Raw genomic sequence first — 25,361 nt, 5'->3', positions numbered from 1 at the left:
GTTTCTACGTGCTGGGAGGCAATAGAAGATGAAGGACTTTTTTCAATATATTCTAGGCGAGGTAAAAAGCGGACGGATACAGAAAGAGGATGCCATTGTAAAAATACGCCAATTTCAAGCTCAAATGGCTTCGCATGAGGCCCCGCAAAACGGAACAAGGACTGCGGGGTCCCTGGCGGATAGGGGAGTCCTTATGCTTGAGCCTTTCTGGAAAGAGCAAGTTGTTGCTCTTCAGAAAGTGGCACGCCCTGAATTTAGCCAGCATCTAGTGGTACTTTGCGAACTGGATCATTTCGCGGAGCGAAGCATTGAATTGCTCATGAAAGGAACCCGTTGCATCAAGCTGCATGCCAGCCAAAGCAGCATGGATGAACGCTTTCAGGCGTATGCCCTCCAGCTGCTCACGGAAGTGCAAATGGTTCTCACAGAGGAATCCAAGGGTAGCGTACTGATACAGATTGCAGTTTCCGCACACAGCGCACAGCAACCTTTCGCAGGACTATTGGGATTACTGCAGACAGCTGAGAAAGAAAACCCGAAAATCGTAGGGCAGTTCGTAGAATTGGAATCTGTAGGTCTGGAAGAGGTGATTGAGAAATTAAAAGAGAACAGTCAATATCCAAAGGATAAAAGGATACGGTATGAGGATGGCAAACGTCTGGTCCTCGGCTGGAACGAGATGAAACCCACCGAGACAATGGGAAGAGTGCCCTGGAAGGATCGGGGGACTTATTTGATTACAGGCGGTGCAGGAGGTTTAGGACTTATTTTTGCGGAGGATATCGCGCAGCGAGTCAGGGAAGCCACGCTAGTTCTTGTAGGCCGTTCAAATCTGGACGAAGGTAGACAGGCCATATTGGAGAAGTTGAAGGCGCTGGGGGCGCGCGTTGAGTACAGACAGGTAGATGTAGCACGGAAGGAAGAAGTATCCAAATTGATCCTTGAGATCAGGGAAGAGTATGGAGGCCTTGATGGTATCCTTCATAGTGCTGGAGTAATACAGGATCGTTTTATCGTGAATAAATCACAGGAAGAGTTCGCGGGAGTAATGGCACCAAAGGTTGCCGGACTGGTGAACTTAGATCAGGCGACCAAGGAGCTACATCTTGATTTCTTTATTCTCTTCTCCTCAATAGCTGGGATTATGGGGAACCCCGGTCAAGCCGACTATTCTGCCGCAAATGCCTTTATGGATGCCTATGCCGCGTATCGAAACAGCCTTGTATCCTCAAAGGAGCGCAAAGGGCAGACGCTATCTGTCAATTGGCCTCTCTGGAAGGACGGAGGGATGCATGTGGACGATGACACGGAGAGGGCTTGGCAAAGTATTGGCATGGTAGCTATGCAAGCTTCAAACGGTATCCAGGCTTTATATAACGGTCTGGCCGCTGGTCTAAATCAGTTATTGGTCATAGAAGGTGAGCAATCCAGATTGCAAAAGTATTTCTTGGAGTCCCAATCGCAGGAGAAAGAATATGTTGAAGAGTCAGCTTCTTCAGAGGTGAATCTTGAACTGCTTCTGGAAAAAACCTTACATCAGCTAAAACTGTTGTTTGGAGAAGTTACCAAGCTGAGCATTGACAAGATTGATGTCAGCGAGCCTTTGGAGAGCTATGGCATAGACTCCATCATGATTACAAGGCTTAATCAAAAGCTGCAGGGGATTTTTGGAGAAATATCAATGACCTTGTTTTATGAATATCAGACGTTGGAAGCAGTGGCCGAATATTTTATTGCTGATTATCACAAGGAATGCGTACGGTGGACAGGACTCGGAAGCCCGATGAAGACGGAAGAGAAATCCGTCTCCATTTCCGCAACCTTGCATGCTGCCAGCGAGATTTCTTTGTCACCCCTGCCAAAGGAAGAAAACAATCGTATCTGCAACACGGCTACTAACAGAGACCGTGTGAAACACGAGCAAATAGCGATTATTGGTATAAGCGGACGATATCCGCAGGCCAAAAATATGGAAGAGTACTGGAGTAATCTGGAACAGGGCAAAGACTGTATAACAGAAATTCCTGCGGAACGCTGGAAGAGGGAAGGTTTCTACTGTTCCGACATCAAAGAAGCTGTTGAGAAGGGCAAAAGCTATAGTAAATATGGAGGATTTGTGGAGGATTTTGCGGATTTTGATCCTCTCTTCTTTAATATATCTCCCCGGGAAGCGATGAGTATGGATCCTCAGGAGCGAATATTCCTGGAAGAATGCTGGAAGGTTTTCGAGGATGCAGGATATAGTAGGGAACAGCTCGCCGAACAGTATAATGGCCGGATTGGCGTCTTTGCAGGAATTACCGGAACGGGGTTCAATCTATATGGACCAAAGCTGTGGGAACAAGGACAACCCGTCTTTCCGCGAACCTCCTTCAGCTCGGTAGCCAACAGAATATCCTATTTCTTGAACTTAAAGGGGCCCAGTATCCCGGTTGATACCATGTGCTCTTCCTCATTAACTGCAATCCACGAGGCCTGTGAGCATATCTTTAACGGTGAATGCGAAATGGCTGTTGCTGGAGGAGTCAACTTATATCTTCATCCTTCAAGCTATATCTTTCTCAGTACGATGAGAATGCTATCGCCTGAGGGACGGTGTAAAAGCTTTGGGGAAGGCGGGAATGGATTTGTCCCTGGCGAAGGTGCAGGGGTCGTGCTGCTCAAACCTTTATCACGAGCCATTGCAGACAAGGACCATATCTATGCCGTTATTCGGGGAACCCGTATCAACCATGGAGGAAAAACAAACGGGTATACCGTGCCTAACCCGGTAGCACAGGGTGAACTGATTAGAGAAGCTTTTGATAAAGCAGGCGTAAATGCCCGGGCAGTCAGTTATATTGAGGCCCACGGTACTGGAACGGAGCTCGGCGATCCTATTGAAATCACCGGGCTTACCCAGGCATTTAAGAAAGATACGCAGGACACGGGGTTTTGCGCTATCGGCTCGGTAAAATCAAACATAGGCCATTTAGAGGCGGCCGCAGGGATTGCAGGCATCGCTAAAATCATCTTGCAAATGAAAAACCAGAAAATTGCCCCTAGCCTGCATTCCCAGGAACTGAACCCTAATATAAACTTTTCCAAAACGCCATTTGTAGTCCAACAGGGGCTTTCTGAATGGGAGCGTCCGATAGTGGAGGAGGACGGCGAACAACGGGAATACCCGAGGATCGCCGGGATATCTTCCTTTGGAGCCGGTGGGGCTAATGCCCATATCGTCCTTGAGGAATACCTCCCTGCGGAACAGGATGACTTTCAAAATGCCTTTACTCCTCCAAGACCAGTCGTCGTAGTTCTGTCGGCAAAAAGTGATGGAGCATTGAAGGAGCAGGTAAGCCAATTGGCTACTGTAATGGATCGGAATGAGTTTTCCGATCATGATCTGGTGAATGTGGCTTATACCTTGCAGACAGGACGTGAGGCGATGGAAGAGCGCCTCGCTGTGGTCGTTGAGTCAGTGGAGGAACTTAGAAACAAGTTACGGGGCTTTATTGGAGGAAGACAGAGTATTGCACAGCTTTACCGGGGACAGGCCAAGCGAGACAAGGAGAGCTTGAACATGGCCTCAGAGGAGAAAACGCTCGATGAAACGGTTGATTTACAGATTCTAGCGGAAAAGTACGGCAGAATCTCAGACTTGTGGGTCAAGGGTGTCCATATGGACTGGAGCAGACTTTACGGTAATGTCCAGCCCCGGCGTATCCCTTTACCCACATATCCTTTTGCCAGAGAACGATATTGGATACATGTAGATGAAGAAAAGCCTGTCGCCAATACGGCTGCACATCTACATCCATTACTGCATCAAAACACCTCCGTACTTTCTGAGCAAAGATTTAGTTCAACCTTTAGCGGCCAGGAGTTTTATCTGAAAAACTCCGTAATTGACAGAAAGCTTGTCCTGTCAGAAGCGGCATGCCTTGAAATGGTGCGGGCAGCGGTTGAGCAGTCGTTAACAGTACAGGAGAAGGGGCAGGCAAACATCATTATTAAAGATATTGTATGGACACATGCTCCCGCTATAGGAGATCAGCCGTTAGAAATACATATAGGGCTCTTTCCGGGAGATCAAGGAGCGATTGGCTTCAAAATCTACAGCAGATTAACAGAAGTCGGGGACCCTGTCTTACACAGCCAGGGTAATGCCGAATTGGAGATGTTGAATGCAGCGGAAACGTGGGATATACAGGCTTTGCAGATGGAATGCTTTCAGCATGTTTCGCCTGGGATAGACGACGAAGCAGTGTGGGACATGGGAGCCGACGACAGTCTGGGGCATCAGGCCAATGAACAAGTGCATATAGGACAGGGGTTAGTGCTGGCCAAGCTATCGTTGCCTTCCGGTATTAGGAATACTGAGGGCTTATTTGTTTTGCATCCCTTTATAATAAACGCTGCTTTGCAAATGCCGCCGGCATACTTGTTTTCGAATGATGAAAATATCATGTGGCCTTCAGGCATTGATCCTCTACAGAAAATACGGCCGACTGCCATTGAGGGACTCGAAATATTTCGGGAATGTCCCTGTGAAATGTGGGCGTTGATCCGGTATAGCAGAGGAAGCGGGGCTGGTCATAATACGCAGAAGTATGACATTGATTTGTGTGATGAGGCAGGCCAGGTCTGCGTGCGTATAAAAGGATGCTCCTATAAGGTAGTGGGCGCATGTGAGAAAACACCTGGTGCAATGATGCTCCAACCCTTCTGGAAAGAACAGGCGGTTGTTGCGGAGGACACGGAGGTTCCCATTTACGAACGACATGTAGTAATGCTTTGCGAAATAGATACCATTGCTGCAGGAGATATCGAGTCCTCTTTGGCAGGAGTGGAATGTATCACTCTGCAATCCGGTATGGAGGAGGTCGATCGCCGCTTCGAAATGTGTGCTGTCCAGGTTTTTGAAAAAATAAAAAGTATCCTGAATGACAAACCCAGAGGCAAGGTGCTGGTACAGATTGTAACGATGCCTCAACATGAAAAGCTGCTCTTCGCTGGGCTGTGCGGCATACTCAAAACTGCGCAAAAGGAAAATCCAAAGATCTATGGTCAGCTAATTGAAGTTGAGGGTACAGAAAAAATGGAAGGGCTCATTGAAATACTAAAGACGAGCAGCCGATACCCTGCGGATAGCCGTATCCGGTTTGCAGAAGGCAAACGTTGGATTCCTGTCTGGAGTAAAGCAGAAATGCCGTCAGAGACACCGGATATTCCATGGAAAGACCGCGGGGTTTATTTGATTACTGGAGGAGCAAAGGGTTTAGGTCTTATTTTTGCTAAAGATATTGCGCGTCAGGCCAAGGAAGCGACTTTGATTCTTAGTGGACGTTCCCTACTGGACCAGGACAAGCAGACCTCATTGGAGGAATTGAAGGCATTGGGCGCCCGGGTGGAATACAGACAGGTGGATGTCACGCGGAAGGAAGCTGTGGTTGGCTTAATTGAAGATATCAAACAGACATACGGCGGAATCAACGGCATCCTACACAGTGCTGGAATAATCCAGGATAACTACATTATTAAAAAGACTAGCCTCGAATTCAGGGCAGTGCTGGCGCCCAAGGTTGCGGGACTGGTAAATCTGGACCAAGCCAGTAAGGACATTGCTCTTGACTTCTTTATCCTTTTTTCGTCAGGTTCGGGAGTAGGTGGTAATGCAGGTCAGTCTGACTATGCTGCCGCGAATGCTTTTATGGACGCATATGCCTGGTACCGCAATACCTTGGTATCCTCCATGGAGCGTACAGGCAAAACGCTGTCCATCAATTGGCCGTTATGGAAAGATGGCGGAATGCGCCCTGACCAAGAGACGGAGAAGGCCATGCAGAAGGTGGGTATGTATGCGATGAGGACAGAGACAGGCATGAGCGCCCTGTACCAAAGCATAGCCTGCATACCGGATCAGGTCATGGTGATCGAAGGAGACGTAGAGCTAATCAGCAACATGATGATCATGGAGGGACAGCTTGAAGAAAGCGGCAAAGCATCCCGGGATCAGGCGCTCGGATCAGAAGCTGAGGCATACATCGTTTCCTCCACAGCAAACAAGACAGGGTCCGGCCGTGAAGGAGACCTGTTGCGTGAAAAGACGGTCCATTACTTGAAGACCCTGCTTTCATCGTCCATCGGCCTGCCCGTATATCGAATCGAAGAGGATACACCTTTTGAAAATTATGGGGTTGATTCTATAAAGTCTATGGAGTTGACCGACCAGCTGGAGAAAACATTCGATCAGGTGTCGAGGACTCTATTTTTTGAATATCCGAATATCCGGAGTTTAACGGAATATTTTGTAGAAGCCTATCGAGACCAATTGATTGCTTTGTTTGGTATAGATCAGGTAGCGGTGGCAGGCGCGAAAGCTGACACAACCTTTGCAGCAAACAAGGAAGTGTCCGGCAGAGCAGAGGACCTGCTGCGTGAAAAGACGGTCCATTACTTGAAGACCCTGCTTTCATCGTCCATCGGCCTGCCCGTATATCGAATCGAAGAGGATACACCTTTTGAAAATTATGGGGTTGATTCTATAAAGTCTATGGAGTTGACCGACCAGCTGGAGAAAACATTCGATCAGGTGTCGAGGACTCTATTTTTTGAATATCCGAATATCCGGAGTTTAACGGAATATTTTGTAGAAGCCTATCGAGACCAATTGATTGCTTTGTTTGGTATAGATCAGGTAGCGGTGGCAGGCGCGAAAGCTGACACAACTTCTATAACAAATAAGGCAGTGTTCAGCCAGGAAGAAGAGCTACTGCGTGAAAAAATGACAAGTTACCTAAAGCGCCTGCTCTCTTCGTCCACTGGACTGCCGGAACATCGCATTGAAGAGGACAAAAATCTGGAAAACTATGGTGTTGACTCCATAAAGTCAATGGAATTAACTGATGAGCTGGAAAAAAACTTTGGCCCGCTATCGAGGACCTTACTTTTTGAATATCCGAATATCCAGAGTTTAATAGAATATTTCTTGGAATCGCATCGAGGCGAATTGATTGAATGGTTTGGTATGGAGCAGGTAAAAGCCCCTTCTCCGATATTCCGTCATCCCCAATTTTCGGCAACCGAGGTAGAGCCTCCGGAGGAGAAGAAACAAGAAACAGGAGCGATGGACATTGCTGTAATTGGGGTGTCCGGGAAATATCCAGGTGCGGAAAATCTTCAGGAGTTCTGGAGCAATCTCCAAGAAAGCAAGGACTGCATTACCGAAGTTCCAAAAGATCGTTGGGAGCATGATCTTTATTTCGACAAGGAGAGAAACAAGCCGGGAAAAACCTACTGCAAGTGGGGCGGTTTCATGGAACGAATAAGCCTGTCAGAGCCAGCATTCTTTCATCTCACCCCCTATGAGATCAGTTTAATGGACCCGATGGAGCAACTCTTTCTGGGGATAATATGGAATTTGCTTGAAAGTGCAGGATATACGCGAGAGGCATTACAGAAGAAACACCAGAACAAGGTTGGCGTCTATGTGGGCGCTACGTATCACAAATACTGCTCCTGTGATACCGAACCGGACTCTGCTCAACGGGTAACATCATTTGGGTCTGTTGCAGTCGCCAACCCCATGTCGCATTATTTCAATTTCCAGGGACCGAGTATATCCATTGATACGATGAGCTCTTCCTCAGCTGTAGCTGTCCATATGGCATGTGAAAGCCTGATCAGGGGAGAGTGTCAAATAGCGGTAGCTGGCGGGGGGAATCTATTGACCAGTCCCAAAAAATATATTGAATCCAGTCAAAATCAGTTGATTGGAAGTCATGAAGATAGCAGAAGCTTTGCAGATGGGGATGGGTACCTTCCAGCGGAAGGAGTTGGAGCGGTACTCTTAAAACCGCTTCATAAGGCTGTACAGGATGGAGATTGCATTTTAGCGGTTATTAAATCCACGGCAACCAATCATGGGGGACATAGCAATGGATATACAATCCCTAACCCCAATGCGCAGGCGCAACTAGTCGAAGAAAACTTTTTGAAAGCCGGTATAGACCCCCGGACGATCAGTTATGTAGAGGCAGCCGCAAATGGGTCTACATTGGGAGACCCTATTGAACTTGCTGCTTTGAATAAAGCATTCCAGAAATTCACGACCGAGCAGCAATTTTGTGCCATTGGCTCAGTCAAATCAAATATTGGGCATGCAGAAGCGGCTTCGGGGATATCACAGCTAACCAAGGTCATATTGCAATTATGGTATCGAAAACTGGTTCCTACCATTAAGGCCGAGAAGCTTAACCCTAATATTAATTTCAGTAATACTCCATTTTATTTGCAGCGGGAAGTTCAGGAATGGGAGCGGCCTGTAATTGAGATGCAGGGAGAAAAACGGGAATTCCCGTTGCGGGCAACCGTAAGCTCCTTTGGTGCGGGAGGCTCTAATGTGCATTTCATTCTGGAAGAATATATCCCTTCAGAAAAAGACAACATTCATTTACGAGTGGCAGATCAGCCCGAAGTGGTGATTCTCTCGGACATAAACCGGGAGAGACTGATGGCGCTTGCCAATCAATTACTGGGATATCTGGAGCAGCAGAGCGATGATGCCTTACAAGATATTGCCTTTACACTTCAGACAGGTCGCGAAGCGATGACATGCCGGGCGGCAATCGTAGCGAGTACGCGGCAGGATCTACTCACGGGTCTTATGGAACTTCTCAAAATAGCTGATAGCGGCAACGGGCCCGAAGGGGCATCTATTCCTTTATTTATAGGAGAAAGCGCAGAAGACTCAAACACGAGTGCGCTTCTCTCAGGGAAAATAGGAGAGACCGTTTCTCAATTGCTGCTAGAGGAGAAAAACATGGAAAATATAGCGATGTATTGGACCCAGGGGGGCAGGATTTCATGGGAGGCACTCCATGAGGATAAAGATGTCCGCAGGATTCCCCTACCGATAACCCAGTTTTAAACATAAACAGGGAACCGATCACTATCAGATAGAAATTACAAATTATTCTGGAGGTAAATCATGAGGGAATTTAAAGATAAGATAGCCGTAGTTACAGGAGCTGCCAGTGGGATTGGCCGCGCTATTGCGGACCGATGTGTAAATGAGGGCATGAAGGTCGTCCTCGCGGACATTGAGGAGGAGGCCCTTCTAAGGGCCGAAAAACAATTGAAAGACATGGGCGCAGAAACGTTATCCGTAGTGACGGATATTTCCAAAGAAGCTGATATACGTGCATTAGCGCAAAAAACGGTTCAGACATTTGGAGCTGTGCATCTTTTGTTCAACAATGCAGGGGTGGACGCCGGCACGGGCTGCTTATTGTGGGAAAATACGGTGGCAGATTGGCAGTGGGTAATAAACGTAAACATATGGGGGATTCTCTTTGCAACTGAAGTTTTTGTTCCTATTATGCTGAAACAGAAAACCGCATGTCATATTGTGAATACAGCATCCATCGCCGGACTATTGTCCGGCCCCGGTAATGGAATATATAGCGCGTCAAAACATGCCGTTTTAAGCTTATCTGAAACGCTACACCAAGAACTCAGATTGATAGGTTCCAATGTAGGAGTTTCAGTTGTCTGCCCCGGGTTCGTACGTACCCAAATTATGGATGCGGAACGGAACCGACCGACGGAGCTGAGTAAGCAGACCGGACTAGGAAATCTTCCCCCGGAAAGACAAGTCATTAATCAATTGGCCCGCAAGGCTGTCCAGAATGGAATACTTCCAGAGGATGTAGCAAATCAGATGTTTGAGGGAATCAAAAAAGGGCAGCTATATATCATAACAGAGCCGAAATTCAAACCTGCAATAAGACAACATATGGAGAATGTTCTTAACGAAAGCAATCCCACACCTTCCCAAATGCAATTAGTTCGCAATTTACTGTGAAATATTTATTTTAAATGGTTTTATTGGGATTTTATCAATGAGTATGTTGTGGGAGGTTAGAATGGACAGATCTGTGATTTTTATGTTTTCAGGCCAAGGCTCACAATACTACGGCATGGGAAGAGAATTATATAGGTTAAATCCAGTTTTCCGAAAATGGATGACCAAGCTGGATGAGATTCATACGGATATTACAGGCAGGTCCGTATTAAAAATGCTGTACGACGACAACCGTGGGAGAGGAGACATGTTTGATAACCTGTTATATACTCACCCCGCAATTTTCATGGTGGAGTATGCCCTCACACAGGTATTACTGGAACAGGGGATTTATCCTGATTACGTTTTGGGTTCCAGCCTCGGTGAATTTGCATCTGTTGCTGTGGCTGGTTGTATGAGTTATGAAAATACTCTTCAATGCCTTGTCAAGCAAGCACAAATGGTAGAAACCTACTGTCCAAAGGGTGGCATGCTGGCCGTAATTGGCGACCTCAGTCTGTATGACCAAATATCCGTATTGAATGCCAACTCAGAGTTAGCATCAATCAACTATGACTCGCATTTTGTTATTTCTGGAAGCTGTGAGGAACTGGAAGGAATTGAACGCTACTTGATAGCAAATGAGATTATATGTCAAAGATTACCGGTCCAGTTTGCTTTTCACTCTTCCTTAATGGACCCTATAGCCTTGGAATATACAGCGTATTTAAAGCTTAAGCCCCTAAGGAATCCGACTATAAATATGGTTTCATCTATGTACGGAGGAAAGGCGACATCCCTTGACAACCGTTTTCTTTGGGATGTCACTAGAAAACCTATCCGTTTTCGGAACGCTTTAAAATGTCTGGGAGACGGGGACGGGGTCATCTATATTGACCTTGGCCCCTCGGGCACTCTTGCTAATTTTGTGAAGTACAATTTTGGTATCAAGAAAATGGCAAGTATTTGTTCTATTCTTTCACCTTTTCAAAACGATATGAAAAATTTGGATCGTCTATTTGAAATATTCGACTAATATGCATTCACTAGCAAAAAGGAGGACACAAATGATCGCATATCTGTTCCCTGGACAAGGGGCTCAAGCCAAAGGCATGGGAGTAGGACTATTTGACGAATTTCAGGAATTGGTTGCAAAAGCGGATGCTATTCTTGGTTATTCTATTAAGAAACTGTGTCTTGAAGATCCTGCCAATCAACTAGGACAAACGGATTTTACCCAACCGGCGCTATTTGTCGTAAACGCTTTGAGTTATCTTAATAAATTAAAAGAGACTGGAAGAAAACCCGATTATGTTGCAGGACATAGCCTAGGTGAATACAATGCCTTATTTGCCGCAGAGGCATTTGACTTTGAAACGGGCTTGAAGCTGGTTAAAAAAAGAGGAGAGCTGATGGTCAAGGCTGCCGGTGGTGGTATGGCAGCGGTCATAGGCTTGAAGGAGGAAGTATTTAGAGAAGTTATCGAGAAAAATAATTTAAGGGAGATTGATGTTGCTAATTTTAATTCGCCAAGCCAGATTGTCATCTCAGGACCGAAGGACATGATTGAGCAGGCGCAGCCAATTTTTGAGGATGCAGGAGCCACAAACTATGTGATTTTAAATGTAAGTGGAGCATTTCACTCCAGGTATTTGGAAGATGCCAGACAGAGATTTGAGGCCTATGCGTCACAGTTCGAATTCTCAAAATTGAAAATACCAGTCATTTCAAATATCTATGCCAGACCCTACAGGCAGCAAGATGTAAGGAGTACGCTGATCAACCAGATCGTAAGTCCAGTCAAATGGTCGGAAAGTATAAGATATCTAATGGGTAAAAATGTAACCCAGTTCATACAGGTTGGGCCTGGAAAAGTCATAACAGGGTTGGTTAACGCAATACAACGAGACGCAGAACCGCTGATTGTGAGGGAGGATGAGGAACGTAGCGAGCAGGTACAGGAAGTAAAGTCGAAGAATAGTATATCCGGCCAACGATTTACGGCGGAGTCTCTTGGTCATAGCGAATTCAAACAATATTATGGACTTAAATACGCGTATCTTATGGGTTCGATGTATAAGGGAATATCTTCAAAAGAGATGGTCGTAAAAGCAGGTAAGGCAGGAATGATGGGATTCTTTGGGGCAGGGGGAGTCAAGATTGGGGCCCTTGAGGAAGCTATAAAGTATATTCAGCAAGAATTGAACCAAGGCGAAGCCTATGGAATGAATCTTATTCATGTTCCCGATCACCTGGAAATAGAAAATAACATCGTTGATTTGTACATAAAATACGGTGTTAGAACTATTGAAGCCTCTGCTTTTATGAGTATAACGCCTTCTTTGGTAAGGTACAGATTGAAAGGTTTGAAACGAAATGAAAAGGGGATCGTAACACCGCAGAACAGGATTATAGCGAAAGTATCAAGACCCGAGGTTGTGGAGGCATTCTTGAGTCCTGCGCCTCAGAATATCGTAAATAAACTGCTCGAGGAAAATAGGATAAGCCGGGATGAGGCCCGGATGGCGATGGAAATTCCTATGGTAGACGATCTGTGTGTCGAGGCTGATTCAGGCGGGCATACTGATCATGCTGTTGCATATGTACTGGTTCCGTTAATGCTTAAAATGAGGGATGAAGCGTTACTTAAGTATAAATACAATAAAAGTATAAGGGTAGGGGCAGCCGGGGGGATAGGGACTCCACAAGCTGCTGCGGCAGCGTTTATACTGGGTGCGGATTTTATCATGACAGGCTCAATCAACCAATGTACGGTTGAAGCAGGGACAAGTGATGATGTAAAGGATTTGCTCCAGCAGTTAAATATACAGGATACAGACTACGCCCCCGCAGGAGATATGTTTGAAATGGGAGCGAAGATTCAGGTTATGAAAAAAGGAGTTTTTTTCCCGGCCAGGGCGAATAAATTATATGATCTTTACCGTAATTATAACTCCATAGATGAAATTGATAGCGGAACCAAAAAATATATTGAAGAAAAGTATTTTAAGAAGAGTATTGAACAAGTATATGAAGATATTAAAGCTTATTACCCGGCTGAGATCATTGAAAAAGCTGAAAGAATTCCTAAACGTAAGATGGCGTTGATATTTAGATGGTACTTTACTTATTCTACACGACTTGCAATGAATGGAGACAAACACAGTAAGGTTGATTATCAAGTACACTGCGGACCAGCCCTCGGCGCTTTTAACCAATGGGTTAAGGGAACAGTCTTTGAGAATTGGAAGAACAGGCATGTTGACGAAATAGGACAAAAAATAATGGTTGAAACTGCGGAATACCTGAATGAGAGGTATAAAGCTTTAACGATAATGTGAGTATATGTGTGGAGAAAAATAGAAATCATTAAGATGATAGGGAATAAAAGAAAGTGGGGTTTTTCATGCATAGTTACAGGACTCATAACTGTGGAGAATTGGATCAAAAACATGTCGGCGAAGTAGTGAGAATTGCAGGATGGATAAAAAATATGCGTGACCATGGCGGGGTTATTTTTATTGACCTTAGGGATCAATATGGAGTAACGCAGATTGTTGTTTCTGATAATAACGAATTGAAAGATTTTGTATCAAAGATCACCAGAGAGTCAACTATTTCTGTTACAGGTACTGTATGTAACAGATCTGAAAATACGATTAGTCCCACTATGAAAACCGGGCATATTGAGTTAGCTGCTAATGAGATAGAAGTTTTAGGGAAGGTAGTGAATCCATTACCTTTTGAAGTATCTTTAGCAAATGAAGCTCGGGAGGATTTAAGATTAAAGTATCGTTTCTTGGATCTGCGGAATGAAAAACTACACAATAATATTATACTTCGTTCTAAAGTAATTCAAAGTATCAGAAGAAAGATGATCGATTTGAATTTTTTAGAGATTCAGACACCTATCCTGACAAGTTCATCTCCAGAAGGCGCCAGAGACTATTTAGTTCCTAGTAGAGTGCATCCAGGTCAATTTTATGCCTTGCCTCAAGCACCTCAACAATTTAAACAATTATTAATGGTTTCGGGCTTTGATAAATATTTTCAAATTGCTCCTTGCTTTAGAGATGAGGATGCAAGGGCAGACAGATCACCAGGCGAGTTTTATCAGCTGGATTTGGAAATGGCTTTCGCAACACAGGAAGATGTCTTTAATGTAGTTGAAAATATGCTATATGAAGTTTTCTCCGAATTTACAAATTTTAAAATCTCAAAGCCTTTTAGCAGGATTCCATATCAAGAAGCCATGCTCAAATACGGGAGCGATAAACCTGATTTAAGAAATCCATTAATTATCCATGATGTTACAGAGCTGTTTACAGAGACTGATTTTAAAGTATTTAAAAATAATACGATAAGAGTTATTGCTGTTCCTAGTTGTGGAGCACAGCCAAGAAGCTTTTATGACGATATAGTAAACTTTGCTGTTGAAGCTGGAGCGAAAGGCCTATCATGGATTAAGTTCAATGATGATATGTCTCTTAGTGGCTCTATTGCAAAATTCATCTCTGAAGAGGTGAAAAGCCAATTAATACATGTTACGCAAGCTAGTTCAGGATATGCATTGTTTTTTGCTGCTGACCAACTTAAAAATGTAGAAAAAATAGCCGGTGCTGTCAGAAATCAATTAGGAAAAAGACTGGATTTACTGGAAAAGGATATATATAAATTTTGCTGGGTAGTTGATTTTCCTATGTTTGAATTGGATCCTGATACTCATAAAATTGGATTTAGCCATAATCCTTTTTCGATGCCACAAGGTGGTATGGATGCGCTGCTGAATATGAATCCTCTTGATATCCTTGCGTACCAATATGATATTGTATGTAATGGGATTGAACTGTCCTCGGGTGCTGTCCGGAATCATGATACGGAGATTATGGTAAAAGCCTTTGAGATTGCAGGTTATACATATGGAGACATCAAGAGTAAATTTCCTGCACTCTTTAATGCTTTTCAATTTGGGCCGCCGCCTCATGCAGGTATAGCACCTGGAATTGATAGGATTGTTATGATCATTGCAAATGAATCGAATATCCGAGAGGTTATTGCTTTTCCAATGAATAGCAAAGCGCAGGATCTATTAATGGGAGCACCTTCGGAGGTTACTGAGAAACAATTGAGAGATGTTCATATAAAATTGGTAAATACTCAGCCAGAAACAGAATAAACAGATTCAACAACATACTGAAAGCAAAGGCTGAATTCGGCACGTATTTGAATCTCATTGAGTGTGTTAAAAACTCTCCCTGCTAGATGCAGAGGAGAGTTTTTTTATTTAGCTCAGATTGGGGTTGTTCATTTTGCAATCTTCATCGGTACACTGGAAGGTATGGCAGGCTTATCGAGTGGAGCTATGCCAAAAAGTAGAAATTATAGGAATACAGGAAAATCGAAATAGCTAGAAACGAAAGAATCAGCGTCGCGATGTATACCTTTCTTAACAATGTTGTTTTGGAAATATTGCATTTTCTTACAGCAAGATAGGCAGCCGGTACAAAGGCAAGCCCCAGTACCCAGAAAAAGATAATATTCAAATTGAAATTGGACATAGGCTGAAAGGGGTCGCCTATCAATTGGATGCTGGAAGCAATGAGATTGACGATCACAAGCAGACCCAGCAATGGTATTACGGTTACACTGTCAGGCAAGGGAAGCCGCGAAGTACTCTTCTGCTTTCTTGCGTCCTTGAGCTTCCGCAGCCATCCAATAATACCGAAAATAGAACCAAGCGCAAACCAAATACCGCATCCCCCGACCAGAATATAACTAAAAATGGATGTTTGCAGGAAGGATATCGGCAATTGGTCATCGATCACTCCATATGACAACTGCGTCACTTTACCATCGGCATTGGTTAAGAAAAAAAGACGGCTGATATTTAGGCCCGCATGATCATAAGGAGTGCTCCCGGGAGTCACGCGTTCAAAAAAATAGGGTTTGGTTTCTACATAATCAACATTAATATTCATGGATGGAATACTCAGAGTGATTCCGCCATTGCCGTTGGCTGTGACTACTTCTTCCGTATTGGATAATACGGGTATAAGCTTCAATATACCAGATGATACTGCGCGAGCAGAACGGTATTTTCCCGCCACATCCCCGCTATGCTTCAACGTGCTGTCCGCTTGCGGAGTAGCGTGGGAACCCCCGACAAACAGGTCAATGAGTTCGCTTCTCGCCCCGGACATTTCATTTTCCACATTAGTCAGAATACTGATCCCAAAGTTTTGATCCGGCACGATAGAGACCAGAGAGGAGAATGAATCTGTATTTCCACCGTGCTCGATAACACGATAATCTCCCGCGAACCGTTCCCAAAAGCCATGGGCATTCCCCGGAAGCTCGGGATAGTGGGTATACGAAGCCTCATGCATTTCTCGCAAGGTTTCATTCTTGTTGAACAGCGAATGTTTTAAGGAATGGTCCATGTTCAGATGAGCAAGCATAAAATGAGCCATGTCCTCCGAAGTAATGTTTAACGCACCAGCCGGCACATCATTAAAGAAAACATTCGGCTTTGCCACCCAGTTTCCATCCTTCTTGGAGTAGCCTGTTGCTTTATGTTCGATAACCTCTGGGATAAGATCATACCGTTGTGTAAAGTAAGAATGTTTCATGTCTAGAGGCTCAAATATATGTTTCTGAATATAGGTTTCAAAAGGTATTCCGGATACACGTTCTATAATATAACCGGCCAGGTTGGTCCCATAGTTGGAATAAGCAATCACTGTTCCAGGCTCATAAATCTGTTGAGGCTGATTTCCGGGTGCGATATGCTCCTTGAGAGGCCTAAGATCAGCAGCGTCATGAACCAAAAGTTTTTCCAGGCGCTCCTCAAAACCTGCCGTGTGGCTCATCAATGATTTCAGGGTAATAGGCTTATCAAAAGAAGGCTTGAGAAAGCCGTCAGGCAAGTATGTGCGGATGTCCGTATTCAAATCCAGCTTTCCTTGCTCAACCAGTTGCATTACTGCCGTCCAGGTGAACAATTTCGATACGGAACCGGCCTCCATATAGGTTGTTTCCGTACTCATGGGTGTTTGTTTCTCGATGTTTGCGTATCCGTAACCTTTTGAAAAAACAATTTTTCCGTCCTTTACTATGGAAACCGCAGCACCAGGAATCGCTGTTCCTATATATTTTTTCATAATTTGATCTGTTCTGTTTTCGATTTCGGAAATCGGAATTCCAGAGGGAGTGGTTGGAACGGACCCAGAAGCATATGCCTGGACCGGGATAAATGCCATCAATGCCAACAGGAACAAAGAGGCAAATCGTTTTTTCAATTTCATATCAAGTCTCCTTTTTGCTGCGCTTGAATCTTTAAGAGCAGTCTGTTTTTTGGAACATTTTTAGTGTAGCAGTCAAGTCTTTCTTATTTCTCTCCTGTTCCTTACTTTTTTCTTTCTCAAATGAAGCTTCAACTCTCAAATGATTTACCGAAAAAAAGCAATATTTACGTTGGTACAGCTTTATATGTATGTTGACTACCTATAAAATAAAGACAAGAAGAATCCTCATAGTTGAAAAAAATAGGAGATGACAATAAATGAAAGCCTGTGAACCTCTGACTATTTCATCTGAAAGCGGATACAATCTTCAAACTGATGAAAGTGTGCCCATTGCCCACGCTTGGAACATGATTGCGCGAGATCATAAGCAAGTGTTTGGCCGCGAACCATTGCTAACAGAAGTAGAGCCCTCGATCATTATCCGTTATGCGCAGGAAGGAGATAGCTGCCCGCATTGGCCAGAGGGCTATTGTCTGCGTTTTGTTGCTGGTAGCAAGGGAACGGTACTCCATATTATTGGCCGTGATGAATTAGGAATTATTTATGGACTGCTTCATTACAGCCGTTTCGCTCTGGGTGTGGAGCCGTTCTGGTTCTGGGCGGAGCTTCTCCCGCCTAAGCGGGATACCATCGTTTTGCCGAGTCTGAATGTTGACAGTATACCGTCCAAGGTCCGATATCGGGGATGGTTTGTCAATGATGAGGTATGCTTGATTGGCTGGAAGGATGATTATCCACCGACGGAGCAGGTGTGGCAGCCCGTTTTTGAAGCGTTACTGCGCTGTGGTGGAAATATGGTGATTCCCGGAACCGATTTACCACGCACAGGTATCCATCATAAGCTTGCAGCAGACATGGGTTTATGGATCACACATCATCATGCTGAACCGTTGGGGGCGGAGATGTTTTTGCGCGCCTTTCCGGGTAAACAAGCTAGCTACAGAGAGCATCCCGAGTTGTTTGAACAGCTGTGGCAGGAAGCGATTGAACGGCAAAAGGAAGAGAAGATTGTATGGGTATTATCTTTTCGCGGGCAGGGTGACAAGCCTTTTTGGGAAGATGATCCTTCCTTTAATACGCCGGACAAACGTGGACAATTAATCTCGTATGTGGTTCGCAAGCAGTACCATATGATCTGTGAATTTGTGGAGCATCCTGTGTGTTGTATGGCGATGTATGGTGAGATTGCCGAGTTATATAAGCAGGGACATATTGAAGTACCCGAAGGGGTGATCAAAATATGGGCGGACAATGGTTACGGTAAAATGGTATCTCGGCGCCATGGGAATCTTAATTATCGTGTGCCAGCATTGCCTGAGGCGCAGGATGGGGGCAAGAATGGAGTATATTACCATGTGACCTTCCACGACTTGCAAGCGTCGAACCATCTTACCCAATTTCCCTCCTCAGCCAGCTTGATTGTAGAGGAATTAACTTCAGCATTTACTACAGGGGCGGACGAGTACCTGCTGGTCAATTCAGGTAATATTTTGCCACATGTATATACGCTGGATTTAGTAGCAAATTTATGGACGAAGGGTGAAGTGGATGCTGAAGAGCAGCTTACTGATTTTATCGGGCGGCTGTACAGTAGTCAGCTTCAAGAGATTTCCCAATTATACCGGGATTATTCCCGCTGCACGATCGTTTATGGCCCGCACAAGGATGATCGAGCAGGGGAGGAATTCTATCACCATCCGGCTCGGCAAATTATGGGGTATTGGCTACAAGGCAAGGAAAGCCGTGATGAACGGCTGTACTGGGCTACTGGAGAAAGGCCTTTTCCTGAACAGGTACGCTGGTTCAAGGAAAAAGCCGAGTCGGCAATCCCGGATTGGGTTGAACTACGAGAGCGGTGTCTACGAATCATGAAGCAGTTGTCTGAAGATGAATGTCGCAGGCTGTATAATCAACTGCTTGTGCAGATTGAACTGCATCTGAGTGGTTCACGTGGACTGGCAAGCTTATGTAGCGCTTATGGGCTGTTCCTTGAAAAAGATTATCCACGAGCTTTTATACAAGCTTCTCATGCCGTTTGGAGCTACCGGATGGGTAAAGAAGCGTTATCGCTCGCAGGAACTGGAAGATGGGAGCATTTCTACCGGGCAGATTGGTTAACCAATCTAGATAACACTATTTCTCATGCGGACACTGTGCGGAGATTTCTTCGTCTTCAGGGAGACAGTCCGGATATGTTCCTGTGGTCCAAACAATATTTAATGCCAGAAACAGAGAAATATATCTACCTGGAGAATACGCATCGCAAGCCCCTTCCCGATGATGAGTTGGCACGCAGTCTGGAGAAGGTATTAAATTAAAAAGGAAGGCATGTAGCATAAGAAGCAACAGCGTCTGCCTGCAACCTTTCCAGCTTATACTACGTCAATGAAGTTGTTAATGGCCAAGCGGCCTAATTCAACTACAAGGTGGAACTTAACATGAGTATGAGAAAAAGTGCATTCGCAGCCATTACAACCGTAGCCATTTTGTCCTTCTCCTTTGGAGGTCAAATGTCTGCGGCAGACAGTCAATTCAAGGATTTGAACAACGTAAGCGGCAAAGAAAAAATCATATCCCTTAAAGATCAGGGTCTACTCAAAGGTGTCTCTGACACTCAGTTTCTTCCGTCATCTAAAGTGACCGCTGCCCAAGGCATTCAGTTGATCTCCGGCGGACTCCAGCTCAGTTTGGCCGCGATTGATTTTAATAAAGCGCCACAGGCCAGTGGACTGTTCACCCATGTTAGGGATACCGCATGGTACGCTGAAGCTTTTATCAACGCTCATTATAATGGTGTGGTTATTCCAAAGGATATTGATCCTGCCAAAGCTCTGACTAAGGAACAGTTCACCCACATGCTGATTCAGGGCATGGAAAAAGCAGGCGCTCTTCCGATGATTAAAATCGCACCTGCGAATATTGCGGATGACAGCGAACTGGAGCCTTCTTACCAAGGTAGCATTCAACGCTCGCTAGTCTACAAGGTCAATACCTTGGATGCAAATGAAAAGTTTCATCCAAAAAAAGAGATTACACGTGCCGAAGCTGCTGTTATGTTATATAATGCATTGGAATACCTGAATGCTCATACAAAATCGTAATAAATACAGCAATAAAGAGCTTTTCTTCTGAGGGAATTAAGCTTTCAGTTACTTGACATCATTATCGTTAATGTTATAATAAGGAAATCGAATTTAGACCTGCGGTAGCTGATTACCGTAAGGATATTTTCCTGGTCCTTCGGCATATAACACAGGTAACGAATAAATAAGCTGGCTCCGGATGAGGAGTTCAGCTTATTTTTTTGGATCAAAAAGCTTACCGTTTTCACAGATCTACATATTGAGAGGAGACAGGGGTATGTTTGGGAATGACTGGGATGATGTACTACGAGAAGAGGTCGAAAAGCCATACTTTAATGAATTAAGGTATACGTTAGCCCGAGAGTACAAGTTACATAAGGTATATCCTCCAAAAGAAGACTTGTTTTCCGCACTTAAATTAACGCCATTTCATCTGACCAAAGCGGTTATATTGGGACAGGATCCATATCATGGAGAGGGACAAGCTCACGGTTTGAGCTTTTCTGTTAGACCTGGTGTGCGAACACCGCCATCTCTACTAAATATATATAAGGAGCTTCGCGATGATATCGGTACTCCCATTCCGAATCAGGGATACCTCGTTCCTTGGGCTGAGCAAGGTGTGCTGCTGCTAAACAACGTGTTAACCGTACGTGAAGGACAACCGCAATCTCACCAGGGAATAGGTTGGGAACGTTTCACGGATGCTGTCATTGAAGCGATTAATGAGCGCGAGCAGCCAGCAGTGTTTATTTTGTGGGGGAGCCATGCTCAGAAAAAAGCAAGCTTCGTGAATACCAGCAAGCATTTGGTGCTGAAATCCGTTCATCCGAGTCCATTGGCGGCTCACAGAGGCTTTTTTGGCAGCAAGCCTTTTTCGTGTACCAATGCATTTTTGCAGGAGCATGGAATGGAGCCGATTCGGTGGGAGATTCCTAACCGCTAGCACTGGAGGTGAGGACATGCGTCAATGGAAGGGACGTCAGGTCACTTTATATCACGGCAACAACGATCATACCCAGAAGGTGCGCGGCACGCTTGAAAAATGGGATGATATACGAAAGTGCGTTATTTTAGGCCCGAAAATGCTGGCTATTCCTTTTGAAAATATTACGTATATTACCATGCTACCTCCGGGGCGTGAGCGTAGAAGCCGCCATCCGGCGAAGCTCAACGCTATCGGTTATGTAATGAGTGTTCCGTTACAGTTTGATAATGCCATTCATTTTCAGTCGGCGGTGACGATTTGGAGAGAAGATCAGCTGATTGCTTATAATGTAAAGCTGGTTAGTCACTCGGCACACAATGTAATCCTTGAAGATGGACAAACCTTATCTAAAGAAGAGCATTTGTTTGTGGTAAGGTCACTGCGTGGAGAACTTTAACTGTAATTATTCACCTTTTTTTGATGAAGGGTTCAATTTAGTAAGCTGCTAACCGATAAAAGTAATGGGATTGTTAATTATATCCTATTTTATAGAGATGAAACTAAGGGAGAGAAACGAATGGAGCGTATGAAACGTATGAGCAAACGGAGTACCTTCTTACTTGCTTTGCTGATGTTTGTATTTGCAGCATGGCCAGCGGGTTTGATCCGGGCTGAGGAGAGCACGACCTCCACGGTACAGTGGGACAGTCAAAATCCGACTACATTGAATCTGGGTGGAAGCCCCGCTCAATTAAAAGTGTGGTCATTGACTGAAAAGGGCAAAGAAGATGTTACCCAAAAGGCAGAATGGATCTCTGGGGATTCAAGCATTTTAAAGGTTGATAAGGGGCTCATTACTCCTGTGTCAAAAGGGCAGATTAAGGTTGTTGCCACATATGAGCAGCAAACGGTAAGTACAACGATTACAGTAAAATCGCCTTACAGCAAGCTGCAATTAAATCCGTCTAGTCCCATTAATTTGACGATTGGCGGAGAATCAAAGCAATTGACTGCTCAAGGTGTACTTACTGGAGGTGGGACGGAAAATGTATCCGGTGTCGAATGGACTTCTTCGAATGCGGCTGTTGCTACCGTTGAAGATGGTCTTGTTCGTCCACTTGCCAAAGGCGTGACTTACATTAAGGCAAGCAAAGATGAACTTAAAGCACAAACGATTGTGTATGTGCGTTCTTCTTCTCAGGCGTTAGTATTGAGTGCAATTGGGGCCAAATCGGTCTTTCTGGGTAGCTCCCCAATTCAGGTTAGTGCAACCGATGTTAACCTGACTGGCGGCAAAACAGATGTAACCAACACGGCAGAATGGACTTCCTCCAATCCGCTGGTTGCCACAGTCGAGCAAGGTAAAATCACACCAATGGATGCAGGCAATTCGACGATTACAGCGTCCTATCACGGTTTGAGCAAGACTCTGAAGATTAATGTACTTCCAACGGTTGAAAAACTGGTTTCGAGCAAAGCCAGTCTGACCCTCGAAACAGGAGGCAAAACTTCTCTCCCGAGTATATCTGCTTATTTGGTCAATGGAGCAAAAAAAGCAGTTCAATCCGATGTAAAATGGAGTTTAAGCAGTGAAAGTGCAGTTAAAATAGCAAATGGTAAGCTAGTTGCAGTGAACCCAGGCAGTGCAACATTGACAGCAACGGTAGGTGCGCTCAAACTGGATATTCCAGTGACTGTGCAATACAAAGTGCTCAAGCTGACCGCTTCTGAGAAAAAATATGTATTGGTTGCAGGCCAAGAAGCAAGTATTCCGACAGTAAAAGCACACATGGCTGGTGGCGGAATCCTGGATGTTACCAATCAGGTAAGCTGGGTAGGTACAACAGCCGCAGTTACAGTAGCAAATGGTAAAGTAAAAGCGGTGAATGGCGGTAACTCTGGAATCAAGGCTATGTATATGAACAAATATGTGAAAGTACCTGTCATTGTGGAAGGAGCCATCTCTACATTGACACCAAGCTTTTCGAGTGCTGATATGAATTTGAAAGGAAGTAAGTCCATCAAAGTCATCGGCATATATACGGATGGTAAAAAAGCTACGTTGAGCAGCAAAGTGAAATGGACATCATCGAATGCTTCCGTAGTAATCGTAAAAGGCTCTTCCATTAAAGCCGTTGGAATTGGAAACGCAACGATTACGGGCACATATCAGGATAAGTCGTTTAACGTTGAGATCAAGGTCACACCTAAGCTGCTCAAACTGGTATTAAGCAATAAAAACCTGAAGCTGCCTAAAGGCTCCTCTCAAGTGCTTAGTGTGAATGCAGTTTATGATTCAGGCGCAACTACCAATGTGACGAGCTCAGCGGTATGGACATCTTCCAAACCGTCGATCGTACAGGTTACTGGCGGTCAGGTGAAGGCGATTGATACCGGAAGTTCCAGTATCAAAGTAGTCTATGGTGGTAAGACTGTAGCGACATCGGCCAGAGTGTTAAAATAGTCTACGCATATTGCCTCATCCACTTATACAAAATAACCCCCGGTCCAAAGACCGGGGGTTATTTTCAGCTTATTCTACGCCGTCCTGATAATGATTTTTCCAGTGCTTATCGCCTTTGTGTGCGAAGTCTTCAACTGTCTTTTCCAAAGTAGCTACCAGTTGGGCTTTAATCTCAGAAATTGTGTCTCGGAACAGTCTTTCTTCCGTACCATTAATTTTTTCACCATATAGAGCCTGAGCGGCTATAAATTGACGATGTTGCTCCACAAAACTGTCAATCGAATGCAATGCATGCTCCACGTATTGGGAAATGCTATGATGCTCGTTAGGCAGTTGCAATTTTAATTCATGAACTCTGTTTAATAATGCCATGATGATCACCTCGTGCGTTTTGTTATGTCAATAATTATACATCATTTTCGGAAAATTTTCATTAAATTTTGATTAAAATGTGACTTTTATTATGTCATGATTGCATTTTCACTGGTGATCAGGCATAATTTTCGGAATTATTTCATTATTTCCTTTGTGTCATGATTTTAAAATTTAATATATATGATACGAAGATGATATAAGAGCAAGCTGCGACAGCTGTCTTTCTGACATGTTATAATGGGGAAAAAGCCCAGTCGAAAGGTTGTCAGTATGGTATGAAGCTTTTTAAAGGTTTATTTTGGGGGATTCTGATCAGTCTTCTCCTGTGGTGTGCTTTGTTCGGGCTTGTCCACTGGATGTCTCATTAAGTCGCTTCCTGTATCTTATACAATAACTCTTGCGACTGTATCCACATCATTAACGGAAATCGTATATACGTGTTCGTCATCATAGAGCTTGAATTGCTGAGTTTCTTGGTCAGATAGGAGCTTAGGCCAGCCAATTACGGTACTTCCATTCAGTAACCGGATAACAACGGCTTGCATTTGGCTCACGGCCAGTTTGATCTCATCGTTCATTCGTACAACCTCCTCTCTATACTATTTGTCGTCGAATATTCAACCTTTTTTTATAGTCAGTAAGGGGTTACAAAAAATAAAATCCGGGGATTACCTTAGTTGAAGGCATCTACTGGAATAGCTTGAAGGGAAGAGGGAAATTGAAGAAAAAATTGCTAAGTTTTATAGCTTTAGTACTGCTAGCTGCGGGCGCGTACTGGTTTGAAGGAGGCAATCTTCTTACGAAAACGACAGGAGAGAACCCGCCTTCATCGGCTCAGGTTACGCTGCAATTCCCGTCAGGTCGTTACCCTGAAACGGCGCAGCATATTAAGGAAGCCATTCAGGCGGGAAAATCACCGGTATGCACAATTGACCGTGAAGGAGCCGAGCAAAATCGCAAGCATTCACTTGCAGGTGTTCCCACTCGTAAAGGATACGATCGTGACGAATGGCCGATGGCTATGTGCTCAGAAGGTGGCAAAGGTGCAAATATCAAATACATAGCCCCTAAGGATAATCGTGGGGCAGGATCATGGGTCAGTCACCAATTGGATGAGTATGAGGATGGAACTCGTGTGAAATTTGTTGTGAAATAGTGCTATTACTTTTTATTACCTTGGGCTGTTTCCTGTCTGGCCTTAATCAACGCCAGAAAATCAAAAAAATCACCTAGTGTATTGAAGCCGGCACCTAAAATGGCCAAGTCTTCAGCGGATAGTTGGTTAAACCATTCCATTTGCTTAGCATCAAACATATTATCACCGCCAACCATTGATAATGTATAGTATGTACTGACGGCAACGAAGGTCAGGGCTCTGGCA

At 44.5% G+C, this 25,361-nt stretch carries 15 protein-coding genes; 11 read left to right on the top strand and 4 right to left on the bottom strand.

Annotated features, from left to right (window positions below; genetic code table 11):
• Window positions 1–28 precede the first annotated feature (28 nt).
• From MHI21_RS16365 to aspS, 5 genes are all read left to right on the top strand, one after another.
• Window positions 29–8,911, top strand: a complete 8,883-nt coding sequence (locus MHI21_RS16365) for an SDR family NAD(P)-dependent oxidoreductase (protein ID WP_342418532.1) — start codon at window positions 29–31, stop codon at window positions 8,909–8,911.
• A 60-nt stretch (window positions 8,912–8,971) separates the two neighbouring features.
• Complete coding sequence (locus MHI21_RS16360; RefSeq protein WP_061828465.1) at window positions 8,972–9,847, top strand: SDR family NAD(P)-dependent oxidoreductase; 876 nt, start codon at window positions 8,972–8,974, stop codon at window positions 9,845–9,847.
• 37 nt (window positions 9,848–9,884) lie between these two features.
• Window positions 9,885–10,862, top strand: a complete 978-nt coding sequence (locus MHI21_RS16355; protein ID WP_342418531.1) for an acyltransferase domain-containing protein — start codon at window positions 9,885–9,887, stop codon at window positions 10,860–10,862.
• A gap of 31 nt (window positions 10,863–10,893) precedes the next feature.
• Window positions 10,894–13,167: an ACP S-malonyltransferase gene (fabD, locus tag MHI21_RS16350; RefSeq protein ID WP_342418530.1), complete on the top strand. Its 2,274-nt coding sequence runs from the start codon at window positions 10,894–10,896 to the stop codon at window positions 13,165–13,167.
• A 65-nt stretch (window positions 13,168–13,232) separates the two neighbouring features.
• Window positions 13,233–15,002 carry an aspartate--tRNA ligase gene (aspS, locus tag MHI21_RS16345; RefSeq protein ID WP_342418529.1) on the top strand — a complete coding sequence of 590 codons (1,770 nt, stop codon included), beginning with the start codon at window positions 13,233–13,235 and terminating at the stop codon, window positions 15,000–15,002.
• A gap of 184 nt (window positions 15,003–15,186) precedes the next feature.
• On the opposite strand, the gene MHI21_RS16340 is transcribed toward aspS, so the two are convergent.
• A complete protein-coding gene (locus MHI21_RS16340) occupies window positions 15,187–17,130 on the bottom strand; it encodes a serine hydrolase domain-containing protein (RefSeq protein ID WP_342418528.1) in 1,944 nt (647 codons plus the stop codon).
• 257 nt (window positions 17,131–17,387) lie between these two features.
• Here MHI21_RS16340 and MHI21_RS16335 point away from each other — a divergent pair, with 257 nt between their 5' ends.
• The 5 genes from MHI21_RS16335 to MHI21_RS16315 all read left to right on the top strand — a co-directional run bounded on the left by MHI21_RS16335 (window position 17,388) and on the right by MHI21_RS16315 (window position 23,605).
• Window positions 17,388–19,448 (top strand): glycosyl hydrolase 115 family protein, encoded by a 2,061-nt coding sequence (locus MHI21_RS16335; protein WP_342418527.1) that lies wholly within the window; start codon window positions 17,388–17,390, stop codon window positions 19,446–19,448.
• Between the two features lie 120 nt (window positions 19,449–19,568).
• The gene (locus MHI21_RS16330; RefSeq protein ID WP_342418526.1) at window positions 19,569–20,231 is read left to right on the top strand and encodes an S-layer homology domain-containing protein; all 663 of its coding nucleotides are present in this window, start codon (window positions 19,569–19,571) and stop codon (window positions 20,229–20,231) included.
• 259 nt (window positions 20,232–20,490) lie between these two features.
• The gene (locus MHI21_RS16325) at window positions 20,491–21,159 is read left to right on the top strand and encodes a uracil-DNA glycosylase (RefSeq protein ID WP_342418525.1); all 669 of its coding nucleotides are present in this window, start codon (window positions 20,491–20,493) and stop codon (window positions 21,157–21,159) included.
• Window positions 21,160–21,175: 16 nt separating this feature from the next.
• Window positions 21,176–21,598 carry a hypothetical protein gene (locus MHI21_RS16320; protein WP_342418524.1) on the top strand — a complete coding sequence of 141 codons (423 nt, stop codon included), beginning with the start codon at window positions 21,176–21,178 and terminating at the stop codon, window positions 21,596–21,598.
• A 120-nt stretch (window positions 21,599–21,718) separates the two neighbouring features.
• The gene (locus MHI21_RS16315) at window positions 21,719–23,605 is read left to right on the top strand and encodes an Ig-like domain-containing protein (protein ID WP_342418523.1); all 1,887 of its coding nucleotides are present in this window, start codon (window positions 21,719–21,721) and stop codon (window positions 23,603–23,605) included.
• A gap of 69 nt (window positions 23,606–23,674) precedes the next feature.
• Here the strand turns inward: MHI21_RS16315 and MHI21_RS16310 are convergent, their stop codons facing one another.
• Both MHI21_RS16310 and MHI21_RS16305 read right to left on the bottom strand, forming a co-directional pair.
• Window positions 23,675–23,977 (bottom strand): hypothetical protein, encoded by a 303-nt coding sequence (locus MHI21_RS16310; RefSeq protein ID WP_013310964.1) that lies wholly within the window; start codon window positions 23,975–23,977, stop codon window positions 23,675–23,677.
• 386 nt (window positions 23,978–24,363) lie between these two features.
• Window positions 24,364–24,558 carry a hypothetical protein gene (locus MHI21_RS16305; protein ID WP_013310963.1) on the bottom strand — a complete coding sequence of 65 codons (195 nt, stop codon included), beginning with the start codon at window positions 24,556–24,558 and terminating at the stop codon, window positions 24,364–24,366.
• Window positions 24,559–24,698: 140 nt separating this feature from the next.
• Between MHI21_RS16305 and MHI21_RS16300 the strand changes: the two genes are divergently transcribed.
• Complete coding sequence (locus MHI21_RS16300) at window positions 24,699–25,136, top strand: NucA/NucB deoxyribonuclease domain-containing protein (protein WP_165177450.1); 438 nt, start codon at window positions 24,699–24,701, stop codon at window positions 25,134–25,136.
• Window positions 25,137–25,141: 5 nt separating this feature from the next.
• Here MHI21_RS16300 and MHI21_RS16295 read toward each other — a convergent pair whose 3' ends face one another.
• Complete coding sequence (locus tag MHI21_RS16295) at window positions 25,142–25,294, bottom strand: hypothetical protein (RefSeq protein WP_023989363.1); 153 nt, start codon at window positions 25,292–25,294, stop codon at window positions 25,142–25,144.
• Window positions 25,295–25,361: the final 67 nt, after the last annotated feature.

The sequence above is a fragment of the Paenibacillus sp. FSL H8-0168 genome, assembly GCF_038592955.1.
Taxonomy (GTDB): domain Bacteria; phylum Bacillota; class Bacilli; order Paenibacillales; family Paenibacillaceae; genus Paenibacillus; species Paenibacillus polymyxa_B.
This window is presented reverse-complemented; position numbering and strand designations above follow the sequence as displayed.